We start from the raw sequence: 15,254 nt of genomic DNA, 5'->3' as shown, positions 1-15,254 counted from the left end.
TAGCATATCAGGCAAAATAAGCCGAGCAGAAAGACGCCAAATGGCAGAGCACGCTATGAAAACCAGCATTATCATCCCCGCCAACAATGAAGAGGCTTGGATTGCGGCCTGTTTAGAGGCGGTTCTGGGCTCTGAAAGATTAGAACAAGCGCAGATCATTGTAGTGGCCAATGGTTGCACCGATCGCACGGTTGAAATCGCAAACCGCTATGTGAAATTGGCCGAGGCCAAAAAGTGGGAAATGCTGGTGATCGACCTTTCGATTGGCGACAAGCTTCATGCGTTGAATGTTGGGGATCACCGCGCCGTTGGCGACAATCGTGTTTATCTGGATGCGGATGTGCAGGTATCGACTCGCGTCTTGTATCAGATCGAACGCGCTTTGGATCGCGAAGAACCAGCATGGGCCAGCGGTAAAATGCAGATGGCCGCCGGGACGCGTATCAGTCGCGCCTATGGCCGGTTTTGGTCGCGGGTGCCCTTTATGGCGAAATCTGTTCCGGGATCGGGGCTTTTTGCCGTGAACCAAGCGGGGCGCGATAAATGGGGTGAATTCCCCAATATTATTTCCGACGACATGTATGTGCGTCTTTTGTTTAAACCCCGCGAACGGTTTGGCGTGCCTGGTACCTATGTATGGCCGATTGCGGAAGGATTGAAAAACCTCGTGAAAGTGCGTCGCCGGCAAAATAATGGCGTCGCACAAATCGCGGAGCGCTATCCACATCTGTTAAAAAACGAAGACAAAGGCAGTTTTGACAGAGGCCAATTGGCTTCGGTGGCCCTAAACTATCCGTTTAGTTTCTGTGTCTATGCTTTCGTAGCGTTGATGGTGCGCTTTACAAAAGACCAATCTGGCTCTGATTGGAGCAGAGGGCGATGAGCGAACAAAACGCATCCACAGATCCAGCTCAGGGCCGCCTGCAACGGCTGTTGCGCGGGCAGGGGCTTGGGGCGAAGGCCATGCGGGGCGGAGCTCTGACCATTTTAGGATTTGGTGGAAGCCAATTCCTGCGCTTGATCTCGAATTTGATCCTGACGCGCATTCTGTTTCCAGAAGCCTTCGGTTTGATGGCTTTGGTCTATGTCTTCATGCAGGGGCTCAACAATTTTTCTGATGTGGGTGTGACGCCCGCAATCATGCAAAGCAAACGTGGTGATGATCCTGATTTTCTGAACACAGCTTGGACGATGCAGATTATCCGTGGGTTTACCCTTTGGATGGTCACCTTTGTGATTGCAGCACCTGCCGCGCAATTCTTTGAGGCGCCGCTCCTTGCACACCTCTTGCCTGCCGTCGGGGTGACGTTGTTCATTTCAGGGTTCAATCCCACCCGGTTAGACACTGCAAACCGCCACCTTCAATTTGGTCGATTGACCGTTATTGATCTTTGTTCTCAGGCTTTTACAACCATTGTAGCGATTGTGGCTGCAATCGTTTTGGAAAGCGTTTGGGCGCTGGTTATCAGTGGTATCGTTGGCGCGGTGTTGCAGCTGATCTTGTTAAACCGGTTCTTACCTGGGATCCGCAATCGCCTGCGTTGGGAAAAAGCAGCCGTTAGCGAGCTCTTTAACTTTGGCAAATGGGTATTCCTTAGCACCGCGGCAGGGTTCTTCCTGAGCCAAGGGGACAAGATTATTCTGGGTAAGTTCCTCTCCGTCGAAACGCTGGGGATTTACAATATCGGCTTTTTCCTAGCTGGCTTCCCATTGTTGATGGGCGGAACCGTGATCCGGCGCATCTTGATCCCGATCTATCGCGAACGCCCCCCCGGCGAGTCCCGTGAGAATTTTCTGAAATTGCGCAAAATGCGGTTTGTGCTATCTGGTGGCTTGCTGGCGGCGCTGGGCGTTTTGGCCGTGGTGTCAGGCTGGTTGATCGATGTGTTGTACGATCCGCGCTACATTTTGGCGGGTGGCATTTTGCTGCTGGTTGCCTTTGCACAGCTACCGCAATTGATTGTTTTAACTTACGATCAAGCCGCTTTGGCCAGTGGGGATTCACATCGGTTTTTTGTACTGAACCTATGTCGTATGGTATGTTTGATTGCTGGTCTTTGGATTGGTGTGGTGACCTATGGTTTGGCGGGGGCCTTGATTGGCCAGGGTCTTGGGATGGTTGTGGTCTATCCGGTCGTGGTTTGGCTGGCGCGACATCACAAAGTTTGGGACCCGCTGCATGATCTGGTTTTTGCGGTATTTGGTGTTGCGCTTCTGGTATTGGCGCTTTGGGTAAATGCTTCATTTGTAAGCGATTTATTCGCCCTAAATTCGCCTTGATCTGACCAAGTTGACGCTAGGTTTATGCACTAGCTCTTATCCCAAGAGTCCAGCAAGTGCACCAAAGTCTGGGCGAAGGCATCGATGATCGAGTGGAAAATGGTTGAAAATCAAGCGTCTGATTACTGGACAGAAAACGATATTGCTATCGTAGGCATGGCGGCCCATTTGCCGGGTTCTGCCACGTTGGATGAATATTGGACCAATCTTCGTGATGGGGTCGAATGTATCACGCAACTCACCGATGAAGAGTTGATTGAAGCGGGCGAAAGCCCTGCGCGATTGAAGCATAAAAACTACGTTAAATCTGCCGCCGTCCTGAAGGATTTTGAAAAGTTTGATGCGGAGTTCTTTGGTCTGAGCCCGAAAGAAGCGGCGATCATGGACCCTCAGCATCGCCAATTTCTGGAAGTCAGCTGGGAAGCGTTGGAAAACGCGGGCCATATGCCTGAAAACGTGGAAGGTCCAATTGGGGTCTTTGGCGGCTGTGGCATGGGCAGCTATTTCTATTTTAATCTCTGCTCCAACCGCGATTTGGTCGATAACACAGGCATGTTCCTGTTGCGCCATACCGGCAATGACAAAGATTTCCTTACAACGCGTCTCAGCCATATCTTGGATCTAAAAGGGCCTAGCCTTTCTGTTCAAACGGCCTGTTCCACGTCTTTGGTCGCGACACATTACGCCATTCAATCCCTGTTGAATGGGGAATGTAATATGGCCTTGGCTGGCGGAGTTACCATCGAGTTGCCTCACAAACGCGGCTATGTTTTCGAAGACGGCGAAATCCTGTCCCCGGATGGCCATTGCCATGCCTTTGATCACCGTGCACAGGGCACCGTGTTTGGCAGCGGGGCAGGGGTCGTGGTGTTGCGCCGCATGAGCGATGCGTTGGCGGACGGTGATCATATTTGGGCTGTGATCCGTGGGTCTGCGGTGAATAATGATGGATCTGCCAAGGCTGGTTACCTAGCACCATCTGTGGATGGGCAAGCCAATGCAATTGCGGATGCTTTGGCAATAGCGGATGTGCCGGCGGACACGATCGATTACGTTGAATGCCATGGTACCGGGACCTATTTGGGGGACCCGATTGAAATTGCCGCCCTCACCGAAGCGTTCCGTGAAACCACCGATGAGGCAGGGTTCTGCCGTGTGGGTTCTGTGAAAACCAATATCGGACATCTGGATACAGCAGCAGGTGCTGCAAGCCTGATCAAAGCCTCACTGGCGTTAAAAAACACGCAGCTTCCGCCTAGCCTCGGTTATGAAAAACCAAATCCAGCGATCGATTTTGAAACGAGCCCGTTTAAAGTGAATGACATGCTGCAAGGCTGGAGCTCGCACAAGGGGCCTCGACGCGCAGGCGTGAACTCTTTGGGTGTGGGAGGCACGAATGCCCATGTCGTGTTGGAAGAAGCAACTGCGCGCCCTGCTTCCGAAGAATCTGACTGGCCATTCCAATTGCTGGCCATTTCTGGTCGCACAAACAAAGCCTTAGATGCCAATGTTGCCGCATTGGCAGCGCATTTGCGCGCTCACCCTGATCAAAATCTCGCTGACGTGGCTTATACTTTGCAAAAAGGCCGCCGCGCATTTGAAAAGCGCCGGGTGGTTGTTGCCAGATCGCATAAAGAAGCGGCTGATCTGTTGGACGAAAATGATCCGCGCCGTGTCTTTAGCCATGCAGCAGACCAGTCTGATCCTGACGTCATCTATATGTTCCCGGGTGGTGGGGCGCAGCATGTTCAAATGGCGCGTGATCTCTATGAAACTGAGCCAACATTTCAAGAATGGATGGATCGTGGCTTAGATATTCTGGCAACAAAATCAGACCTCAATGCGCGGGCATTTTGGCTGGCCGAAGGGATCAGCCAAGAAGACGCCGAGCGCGAGCTTTTGCGCCCGTCGGTGCAACTGCCGCTGATTATGATCTGTGAACATGCCTTGGCTCAACTGTGGATGAGCTGGGGGGTGAAACCTGCGGCTCTGGTGGGGCATTCCATGGGTGAAAACACTGCCGCATGTTTGGCAGGAGTCATGTCATTTGAGGATTGCATTGGCCTAGTATTACTACGCGGCCAATTGTTTGAAACCGTACCGGCTGGGGGCATGCTGTCGGTGCCTTTGTCCCGCGGAGATCTGGCACCTTATCTGAGTGATGATATTGATATCGCAAGCGAAAATGCCACTGAACTGACTGCAGTCTCAGGCTCAAATGCAGCGTTGGATGCGCTACAAGCCAAGCTGGAAAAGGACGACATTCAAGCGCAGCGGATTGCCATCAATATTGCTGCGCACTCACGCATGTTAGATCCCATTCTGGATCAATTTGGCGAATACCTGCGCAGCATTTCATTGCAGGCGCCGCACACGCCGATCATTTCCAACCGCACCGGCCAGCCTTTGTCGGCTGAGCAGGCCACGGATCCAAACTACTGGGTCGAACATTTGCGCGGTACCGTTAGGTTTGCCGACTGTATCGGCGCACTGGCTGATGTGCCGGGCCGCATTTTCCTAGAGGTCGGACCGGGCAAAGCCCTGAGCTCGCTTGCAGGCATGCATCCATCTGTCGGCCCAGGCAAAGCGATTTCCTCGCTGCGCCATCCTGATCAGGAAATCGAAGACGATCTATACTTCATGAGCGTTTTGGGCCGCCTTTGGGCCAATGGGGCTACATTTGACTGGGCGCAGATTTGGGGAGAAGCGCGCCGCAATAAAGTGATCCTGCCAAGCTATCAGTTCCAGCGCACATCCTACTTCATTGAACCCGACACAAGCCATGCACCCGTCGCCCAAGATTTGATGCGGACAGAGGCTCCCAAGGATTGGGGTTATCGACCGGTTTGGACACCTAAACTGGCAGAATATGACTTGGACGCGTTGGAAGACCTAACGCTGAGTGATCCTCAGTCTTGGTTGATCTTCGTGGATGAGGGCGGAGTCGGTTCCCAGATCGCTCAAAAACTACGGCAAGCTGGTCATACGGCAGTCGAGGTCACAAGCGGCGACGCCTTCGGGAAGCTGTCAGAAACCCAATATTCTCTGTCCCCTGAACGAGGGCGGGAAGGGTATGATCAGCTGTTAAAAGAGCTGATTTCAAAAGGGCAGGCCCCAAATCGTATTTTGCATATGTGGTTGTTGACTGAAGCTGAAACTTTCCGCCCAGGAAGCAGCTTTTTCCATCGCAATCTAGAGCAGGGCTTTCATTCGCTCATGTTCCTGGGGCAAGCGATCATTGATGAAAACTTGCCACAGCCTGTTCATGTGACCTGTGTCACCAATGGGGCCGCCTCTTTGGGAGCAAATCCATTGAGCTATCCCGAAAAGGCCGCGGTACGCGGGCCATTGGGGGTGATCCCACGTGAAGTGCCCGGCATGACCTGTGCCTCTATTGATGTGACATTGGATGCTCATTTGGCGGATCGGTTGATCGAAGATTTGATTGCCGACCCGCGCTCTTATCAAGCGGGGTATCGCGGCAACAAACGGTTTGAACTTTCCCATAGGCCAGTTGCATTGGATGTCGAAACGGCAATGCAGTGGGATAAGGATAAAACCTATTTGATCACCGGTGGCTTCGGCGGCATCGGCATCACTATGGCACGAGAAATGTTGTCGGTTGGTGCGAACGTGGCCTTGCTTGGTCGTTCCGAATTGCCCGAGCGTGACGAATGGCTGAAAATTACGTCGTTCAGTGGTGAAAACAATAAGGTGGCGCGGAAAATCAAACTTGTTCAAGAGCTTGAACAACTGCGCGGTCAGTTGAAAATCGTAAGTGGTGATGTCTGTAACGTGGCTGATATGAAAGCTGCCATTGCCGAAGTGCAAGACAGTTTCGGCGCGATCCATGGTGTGATCCATGCTGCAGGTGCCATTGATGACGGGCCGCTTTTGACAAAAAGCACAGCACAGGTTGAAGACGTCCTTGCGCCCAAAATCCACGGCACAATGGTTTTAGACCATCTCTTTGAAGATGGCGACCTAGAGTTTCTAACGTTGTTTTCATCAACGTCGACTGTCCTCGCCCCAGCGGGACAGGTTGACTATGTGGCCGCGAATACGTTCTTGAATGCCTATGCGGATAGCCGCAAAAACGACGCGACCCAAGTTACCGCTGTCAATTGGGGCATTTGGGCAGATGTTGGGATGGCTGCGGATAGCATTGCCGATCGACAGGCTCCCGAACAGCCTGCACCCGCGCGTGATGTTGATGCGGCCTCGCTGCAGCAAGTTCAGATTGAACACGACGGGACAATTGTATTTTCACTGTCTGTGACAACCGAAAACTGGTGGATGTTGGATCAACACCGCACAAAATCAGGTGACGCGATTTTCCCCGGGACGGGCTATTTAGAGCTGATTTCTGAGGCGATGCAGGTCCTGGATGAAACCGCGGCCTATGAGGTGCGTGAACTGACCTTCCTGCGCGCGCTGCATGTTGAAGATGGTGTTGAGAAAACGATCCAACTAAAGCTGCGCCCAGATGAGGCTGGCTATGGCGTCGAAGTGCTGTCTGATCACAAAGATGCTTTTGTGCGACATGCTGAAGGGCGGGTATCTATGGTGGCTCTGCCAGCGCCGCAGCCCTTCGATTTAGTCGCTCTTCAGGCTCGGGTAGCTAAACCCAAAGTCGCTTTGTCTGGTCATTTGACTAGCTTGCAAGAAGCACATTTGAAATTTGGAGCGCATTGGAATGTTCTGCGCTCAACGGCGTTGGGAGATGGCGAAGGGATCGCAGAGCTTTCGCTTTCTGACGATCTTGTGGATGACGTGAAATCACTGCCTTTGCATCCAGGGCTTTTGGATCTGGGCACCGGTTGGGCCATGGCGCTGATCGATGGTTATCAAGCAGAACGTCTGTGGGTGCCTGTGAATTATTCAGCGCTACGTCACTACGGTCAGTTGCCATCCAAAATCGTAAGCTGGGTTAAAAACGTACGAGGCTCTTCTGAAGAAGGCAGCGCCAGTTTTGATGTGGTTCTGGCGGATATGACAGGCAATGTCTGTGTTGAAGTCGACGGACTGTCGATCCGCCGATTAGACGGGCCATTTGATGCAAAAGACTTGCCTGCTCCGAGTGCTGCGGAGCTGGTCTACGCTGCGCAAACGCAGTCACCGGTCCTGTCGGCGAACGAGCTGCGATTGCAGCATAATTTGACCCAAGGCATCACCTCGTCAGATGGCGCGCAAGCGCTGCGCTGCGCATTGGGGCGTTACCTTTCAAATGTGATTGTCAGCTCGTTGGAACTGAACGGGTTAAAAGCGCAGGTCGATCAACAATCATCAGAAACAGACAGTTCAACCGAAGGCTTTGAACGCCCCGATCTGGATACCGATTTCGTAGCACCACGCAATGATGTCGAGCGGACTTTGACCGGTTTTTGGCAAGATCTATTGGGTATCGAAGAAGTTGGCGTCCAAGATAACTTCTTTGATCTAGGCGGTCACTCATTGATCGCAGTGCGTCTGTTTGCAATGGTCAAAAAGGCCTATCGCACCGAATTTCCAATTTCGATACTGTTCGAAGCACCGACCGTTGAAAAATGTGCGGCTTTGATCATCGAGCGGATTGGTGATCAGGCAAAAAGCGATGCAGATACCCCGGTCAAATCCGAAGCAATTGCACCGAAAAGCCGATACACGCACATCGTACCAATGCATCAGGCGACCAACAGCCAAAAGGCACCGTTTTTCCTAGTGGCGGGCATGTATGGCAACGTGTTGAACCTGCGCCATCTCGCGCATTTGATCGGCGCGGATCGTCCGTTTTATGGATTACAGGCACGCGGATTGTTTGGTGATGTTGCCCCGCATGATGATCTTGTGGAAGCGGCCACCGACTATTTGCAGGAGCTGCGCCAAGTACAGCCTCACGGCCCCTATATGCTAGGCGGATTTTCAGGCGGCGGGCTTACTGCCTATGAAATGGCCCGTCAGCTAAAAGAGCAAGGTGAAGAAGTGTCATTGGTGGTAATGCTGGATACGCCATTGCCGCAACGCCGTGCACTGTCCAAGAAAGACCGGCTTAAAATTCAATGGCTTGCGTTGAAAGAAGGCGGATTTGGCTATTTGCTTAAATGGGCCAAAAACCGAGTTCTTTGGGAAATTAATAAGCGCCGTCAACCGGAACTCACAGAGGAGGAAGGTGCGCAATTCCATAATGCGGAAATTGAAGCGGCCTTTTATCGTTCTCTGCCTAAGTACCAGGTCCAGCCATGGAAAGGGCGGGTTGCCCTATATCGTCCACCGCTAGTGGGCAAATGGCAGGTCGCTCAGGACCGCTGGGTGAATTCTGAACGTACATATGTGATGGCTGACAATGACTGGGGTCAATTTGTGCCAGATCTGCACGTGACCGAAGTTCCAGGGGATCATGACAGCATGGTGCTTGAGCCCAACGTCCGCGTTTTGGCAGCCCATATTCGCAAAGAAATCGAGAAGGCAGAGCGCGGTAAAGCGGTCATTCTGCCTTTCCGGCGCGCGGCGGAGTAAGCCATGGACCAGAAAACCATCCTGACCATTATTCTGAATTATAAAACTGCGGATATGACCTTGAAAGCTGCCGCAGCCGCCGTTGCGGAAATGTCTGATGTTCAAGGGAAAATCCTGATCGTCGATAATGATAGTCAGGACGGTTCTTTTGAGGCGCTTGTCGCAGGCGTTAAAGACTATGGTTGGTCCGCAGATCGGGTTGAAGTGTTGCAATCTGGAGAGAATGGCGGATTTGGCGCGGGGAATAACTTTGGCATTCGCCACGGGCTTAGGAACGGTATTGGTGGCCGCGCCCCGGACTATATTTATATCCAGAACTCTGATGCATTCCCCCATGATGGGGCCATTGCCGCACTATTTGATCATTTGGAAACGCATCCAAAGACCGGCATGGCTGGCAGTTATATTCATGGCCCAGATGGGGCGCCGCATTTGACGGCATTTCGATTCCCTTCGGTGGCTTCAGAATTGGAAGGCGCAGCAAAGTTTGGGCCGATCTCGCGATTGTTGAAACATGCGATTGTGCCTTTGCCTATTCCGGAGACAACTCAACAAGTCGATTGGGCGGCCGGTGCATCTGTGATGATCCGCCGAGAAGTACTTGAAGAGATAGGGCTTTTTGACGAAACCTTCTTTTTATACTTTGAGGAAACCGATCTTTGCCTGCGCGCGCAACGCGCTGGCTGGGCATTGGATTATGTGCGCGCAAGCGAAGTCGAACATATTGGCTCCGTATCGACAGGTATGAAAACTTGGGAACGCATCCCGACCTTTTGGCTTGATTCACGGCTGCATTATTTTGTGTCCAACCATGGGGCGGGCTATGCCGCATTGGCAACGTTTGCGCATTTAATGGGCGGCTCGATCGCTCAGCTGCGTGCACTCTTGCAAGGTAAGTCCACAGGACAGCCCAAATATTTCCTCATTGATATGGCAAACCATGCATTGAAAGCCGTGTTGACCGGAAAGGTCAGACGGCCAAGGAATGTGATTTTTCCCAATGGTGACAGGCCGTTGAAGGGAGCATAGCAATGGGTTTGGATCAGGTCGTGGTATCGTCAAAACAGTCAGCCGTATTGATCGGGAACGAGTCGCTTCTGATTGAATGCGCAAAACTTTGGCGCGCGCCCGGTCACGAAATTGCCTCTATTGTCACGCGCAATCAGGATATCGCTGACTGGGCAAAGGCCGAAAACCTTCCTGTTTTGGCCCATGATGGTGCGCTGAAAGATATTGAACTTCCTGATGGGTTTGATTGGCTTCTAAGCATCGCAAATCTGCAAATGATTTCAGCGAAACAACTCGCCATGGCTACAAAAGGGGCGGTCAATTTCCATGACGGGCCTTTACCAACTTATGCCGGCTTAAATGCTCCGGTTTGGGCACGTATCAATGGCGAAGCAGAGCATGGTATCAGCTGGCACATGATCGAAGAGGCTGTTGATGAAGGCGACATTCTGGTGCAACGCCGGTTTTCGATTTCCGAAAATGATACGGCTTTGACACTGAACACGAAGTGTTTTGAAGCGGCGATCGATAGTTTCCCAGAGCTGATGTCGGCATTGACCACGGCAGAGTTGCCGCGACTACGTCAAGACCTGACAACTCGATCTTACTACGCCTTAGCGGATCGTCCGCTCGCTGGTGGGCGGTTGGACTTTAGCAAAACCCAAAAAGAATTGATTTCTTTGGTGCGGGGTCTTGACCACGGCACTTATTTCAACCCGTTAACCATGCCTAAGGTGCTGATTGATCAAGATATCTATTTGATCTCAAATGCCGAAAAATCTGCAGCCAAAGGGCAAGTCGGAGAGGTGCTGACCATCGACGGTTCATCAATTGATGTTGCCTGTGCAGATGGCGCGGTGCGCCTGTCGGGCCTTGCCGATCAAAACGGATTACCTATCAAAACCTTGCCTGTTTCTTTGATGGGGCAAGTGCTACCTGCTGTAAAAAACGGGGCGGCGACGGCGGATGCCCTTGGAGAGATTGCTAAATTTGAACCGTTTTGGCGCAAGGCTTTGGCGGGGTTCTTCCCAGCTCAATTACCATTCATTGAAAGCCAGACAGAGCCAGAAAGTTGGAAGACAGCGCAGATTTCGGCACTTGATGGGCTAACCACCGCGCAAAAGGTTGCAGCCGTTGGCATGTTTGCACAGTTTTCTGGCGCTGAAGTGGGAAGTTGCATTGCTTATGCTTCAACCGCACAAAGCGCGGCGTCTACATACCTCTCTGATTGGGTTCCACTCGGTTTTGAATGTGATCCGAAAACCAAAGTGTTGGCGTTCACAAACGTGATTTCAGACACATTGGCGGGCCTTGAGGCCAATCAAACTTTTGCACGCGATCTTATCGCACGGGCCCCAGAGCTATCCGAATTGGGCTTGCCGGATATCGCTGTGGTGTCTGATCCTGATACAGGACCGCTCGCTGGTGTTGCGCTGAATGTTATGCTTTCAGATAGCGGTTTGCGTTTACGGTATGATCAAAACCGGATCACCGACGCCCACGCCGACATGCTTGTCGCGCGTCTGGAGCTGGCATTGCAGGCTATGTCATCGCCAGATGAAACTCTTGGTCAGGTGGACCTTCTCCCATTTTCTGAGCGGGAAATGCTGTTAAACAGTTGGGTTGGTACAGATGTGCCCATTGATCCAACTCAAACCGTTGCCTCGGTCATCGCGGCGTCGGCACAACGCACCCCAGATGCGCCTGCATTGGTGTTTGAGCACCAGTCTCTAAGTTATGCCGAGCTTGAAACACGCGCCAATCAAACGGCCCATGTTCTGATGCAGCGCGGCGTTCAAAAAGGTGACATCGTTGGGGTTCATTGCCGGCGCTCTCTTGATTTTGTGGTGGCTTGTTTGGCTGTCATGAAAGCCGGGGCGGCCTATCTGCCTTTGGACCCCGGGTTTCCTGAGGATCGCATTGCCATTTATCTTGAGGATAGCGCTGCGAAATTTGTGATCTCGCAAAGCGCAATTGCCAAAGACCTTCCAAATTCTGACGCGGATGTTCTTTTGATTGATGCAGACCCTAGCATGGCTTCTGCTCCTCAGACAGAACCGGACCAAACCGCGACAGGTGGTGATCTTGCTTATGTGATATTCACATCGGGTTCGACTGGCCGACCAAAAGGCGTGATGGTTGAACATTCGAACGTCATCAACTTCTTTGCTGGTATGGATGAGCGTGTGAAAGCTGACCATCCAGCCACATGGCTTGCGGTCACCAGCCTCTCCTTTGATATTTCAGTTCTGGAGCTGTTTTATACCCTCTCACGTGGTCACAAGGTGGTCATTTCAGGCGATGAAAGCGCAACCCAAATCTCTGATGGCCCAATTGGTTCAGATGGGCAGGGGATGGAGTTCAGCCTTTATTACTGGGGCAATGATGATGGCGCAGGACGCGGTAAGTATCGTTTGCTGTTGGAAGGTGCACAATTTGCTGATGAAAACGGTTTCTGCGCGGTCTGGACGCCTGAACGGCACTTCCATGCCTTTGGCGGGCCTTATCCGAACCCATCCGTCACAGGCGCTGCAGTTGCTGGTGCGACCAAGAATATTGGCGTGCGGGCAGGCAGTTGCGTCGCCCCTTTGCACCATACGGCGCGGATCGCCGAAGAATGGGCCGTCATTGATAATCTGACCGACGGTAAAGCGGGCCTTGCTATTGCCAGTGGCTGGCAGCCAGATGATTTTGTCTTACGGCCAGAAAACACGCCACCTGAAAACAAAGCGGTGATGTTTGAGCAAATCAAAGACCTGCGTAAGCTTTGGCGCGGGGAAGCAGTAGAATTCCCACGCGCTGACGGCACGCTACATGCGGTGGTCACGCAGCCACGTCCGGTTTCTATGGAACCGGATATTTGGGTCACAACCGCGGGCAACCCAGAAACCTGGAAAGAAGCGGGCCGCAATGGCGCGCATATTTTGACCCACCTTTTGGGTCAAAGCATCGATGAAGTCGCAGATAAGATTAAGCTATACCACGCGGCTCTAAAAGAAGCGGGCTATCGACCTGCTGACTATAAAGTCACGTTGATGTTGCATACTTTCGTTGGGGATGATCTCGAAGAAGTTCGTGAAATCGCGCGTGAACCCATGAAAGACTACCTGCGCTCCGCCGCTGGATTGATCAAGCAATATGCCTGGGCTTTCCCTGCGTTCAAAAAACCAGAAGGAGTGAAGAACCCTTTTGAGCTGGATCTTGGTAGTCTCAACGAAGAAGAAATGGATGGTATCCTTGAATTTGCCTTCCTGCGGTATTTTGAGGATTCTGGCCTCTTTGGGACGGTGGATGATTGCCGCAAACGGGTTGAAGAATTTAAACGTATTGGTGTAAGCGAAGTCGCCTGCTTGATCGATTATGGCATCGACACTGACGTCGTGCTGAATGGGCTACGCCCACTGGCAGAAGTTGTGGCGGCCTTCAAAGGTGAACAGGCTGTTGAAGATGATGACGTGTCAATCGCAGGCCAGATCTTGCGTCACGATGTAACGCACCTGCAATGCACACCGTCGATGGCGCGCTTGCTGACAATGAACGACGAAGCGTCAACAGCTTTGCAAAAAGTACAACACTTGTACCTTGGGGGCGAAGCTTTACCCGGTGCATTGATCGCTCAGATCAACCAGCTGACCGACGCAAGCATTACAAATATGTATGGACCGACGGAAACGACAATTTGGTCTTCTACTGCGGCTACCTCTGCGTCAGAAACCACGGCCAATATTGGCCAACCGATTGTGAATACAATACTCTATGCGGTGGATGACCAGATGCGCCCGGTGCCTTTTGGTGTTCCCGGAGAATTGTTGATCGGCGGGCAGGGTGTAACACGCGGTTATTGGCAGCGTGAAGATCTCACCAAAGACCGGTTTGTCGATAATCCTTTTGACGACGACGGGCGGCTCTATCGTACCGGTGATCTTGTTCAACGTCGGCTAGACGGGGCCTTTGATTTCATTGGCCGTGCGGATCATCAGGTGAAGCTTCGCGGGTATCGGATCGAGCTAGGGGAAATTGAAAACCGCTTAGAAGAGCTGCCGACAGTTGATCAGGCGGTTGTCATGACTCGCGAAGATACACCGGGTGATGTCCGCTTGGTGGCCTACGTTGCCGGAACGGCTGGTGAAACAGAGATGCGCGCGCAGCTAAATGCCCATGTGCCATCGTATATGGTTCCAAGCCATTTTGTACGCATCGATCATTTCCCGCTGACGCCAAACAAAAAGATCGATCGCAAAGCCTTGCCTGCACCAGTGAAAAAGCAATCAAAGGCCTCTGTTGCAGAAACGGCTGCTCAGTCTCAAGGGACAGGTGCAGCAGTGATGCCGCAAATTGCAGAGCTTTGGACGCGTATTCTTGGCGTCGACGGTATTTCTGCCAATGACAATTTCTTTGATCTCGGCGGGCATAGTCTTCTGGCCGTGCAAGCGCACCGTGAAATTCGTGATCAACTTGGATTTAAAGGTGTTTCCATCACCGATATCTTCCGCTTCCCCACTCTCGGTGGGCTTGCGGGGCGGATAGAAAGCCTTTCAGGCAACGCACCCAAAGCGAAGCGGACGGACGTAGAGACCAACCCTGGTTCTGTCGCTGAACCAGAAACCAATTCACGCCAAGACGCGATGGCCAAACGACGTGCCATGCGCGCCCGCCGCCGGGAGAAGCTTTCATGACCACGCAACTTCGTCGTTTATCCATGCTTGAAATGGCGGTGCGTTCGATCGTGCCCGCTGGTGTTGCGGTTGCAGTCACCTCACCTCGCGCCGATAGCGATCCGCTTTGGCCCATCGAAGAACAAGCGATTGCAGAGGCCCAACCAGCGCGCAAAAAAGAATTTGCAGCGGGACGCACTGCGTCACGTAAAGCTTTGTTGGCACTTGGGCGCGCACCCTCTGCGATTCCAATGGGCGGTGACCGCGCCCCAGTTTGGCCTCGTGCGGTCGTCGGCAGTATTACACATGACTCAAAGGCCTGCATTGCCGTCGTTGGCGAGCGTGACCGCTTTAAGGCCCTGGGCATTGATATTGAACCAGCCCTGCCGCTGGAAGCCGATTTATTCAGTGAAATTTGCCGACCGGAAGAGCTGGCTTGGTTACGCCAATTGCCATTTGAAACCCGTGGTGTTGTTGCGCGTCGGTTCTTTAGCGTCAAAGAAGCGATCTACAAATGCCAATACGCAGTCAGCGGAGAGCTCTTTGATTTTCATACACTTTCTGTGATTTTTGACAAACAAGGGCGGTTTGATGCGCGCTTGATGAAAGATGTCGAAGGCTTTGCCAAAGGTACGATGTTCCGCGGCTTAACGACAAAATCTGGCGAGCAAATCATCAGCCTGTGTTATCTGTCTGAAGGCGTAGATTTTGGCAGCGAATTTCCTAATTCGGTCATTGGATGAACACATTGCTCTGGCATTGCCGGGGTAATGAACAAAGAATGCGATGTAATTTGCATTCAATTTTGAGGCATTT

The 15,254-nt window shown here is 52.2% G+C and carries 6 protein-coding genes; all 6 read left to right on the top strand.

Going from position 1 to position 15,254, the window contains the following annotated elements; genetic code table 11:
• The first annotated feature begins 55 nt into the window (after positions 1-55).
• The 6 genes from JXQ85_RS14070 (at position 56) to JXQ85_RS14045 (ending at position 15,181) form a co-directional block, all read left to right on the top strand.
• A complete protein-coding gene (locus JXQ85_RS14070) occupies positions 56-883 on the top strand; it encodes a glycosyltransferase (RefSeq protein WP_421749572.1) in 828 nt (275 codons plus the stop codon).
• A complete protein-coding gene (locus tag JXQ85_RS14065; RefSeq protein ID WP_421749571.1) occupies positions 880-2,280 on the top strand; it encodes an oligosaccharide flippase family protein in 1,401 nt (466 codons plus the stop codon). Before JXQ85_RS14070 ends, JXQ85_RS14065 begins: the two co-directional genes overlap by 4 nt.
• Before the next feature lie 84 nt (positions 2,281-2,364).
• Positions 2,365-8,775: a type I polyketide synthase gene (locus tag JXQ85_RS14060; RefSeq protein ID WP_421749570.1), complete on the top strand. Its 6,411-nt coding sequence runs from the start codon at positions 2,365-2,367 to the stop codon at positions 8,773-8,775.
• A gap of 3 nt (positions 8,776-8,778) precedes the next feature.
• Complete coding sequence (locus JXQ85_RS14055; protein WP_421749569.1) at positions 8,779-9,804, top strand: glycosyltransferase family 2 protein; 1,026 nt, start codon at positions 8,779-8,781, stop codon at positions 9,802-9,804.
• A gap of 2 nt (positions 9,805-9,806) precedes the next feature.
• The gene (locus JXQ85_RS14050) at positions 9,807-14,459 is read left to right on the top strand and encodes a MupA/Atu3671 family FMN-dependent luciferase-like monooxygenase (protein ID WP_421749568.1); all 4,653 of its coding nucleotides are present in this window, start codon (positions 9,807-9,809) and stop codon (positions 14,457-14,459) included.
• On the top strand, positions 14,456-15,181 hold the full coding sequence (locus JXQ85_RS14045; RefSeq protein WP_421749567.1) for a 4'-phosphopantetheinyl transferase family protein: 726 nt from the start codon (positions 14,456-14,458) through the stop codon (positions 15,179-15,181). Before JXQ85_RS14050 ends, JXQ85_RS14045 begins: the two co-directional genes overlap by 4 nt.
• The last annotated feature ends 73 nt before the right edge of the window (positions 15,182-15,254 follow it).

Source organism: Cognatishimia sp. (genome assembly GCF_049116455.1).
In the GTDB taxonomy this organism is placed as follows: Bacteria; Pseudomonadota; Alphaproteobacteria; order Rhodobacterales; family Rhodobacteraceae; genus Cognatishimia.
The sequence above is the reverse complement of the archived record's forward strand: the minus strand, read 5'-3'. Positions and strand labels throughout refer to the sequence as shown.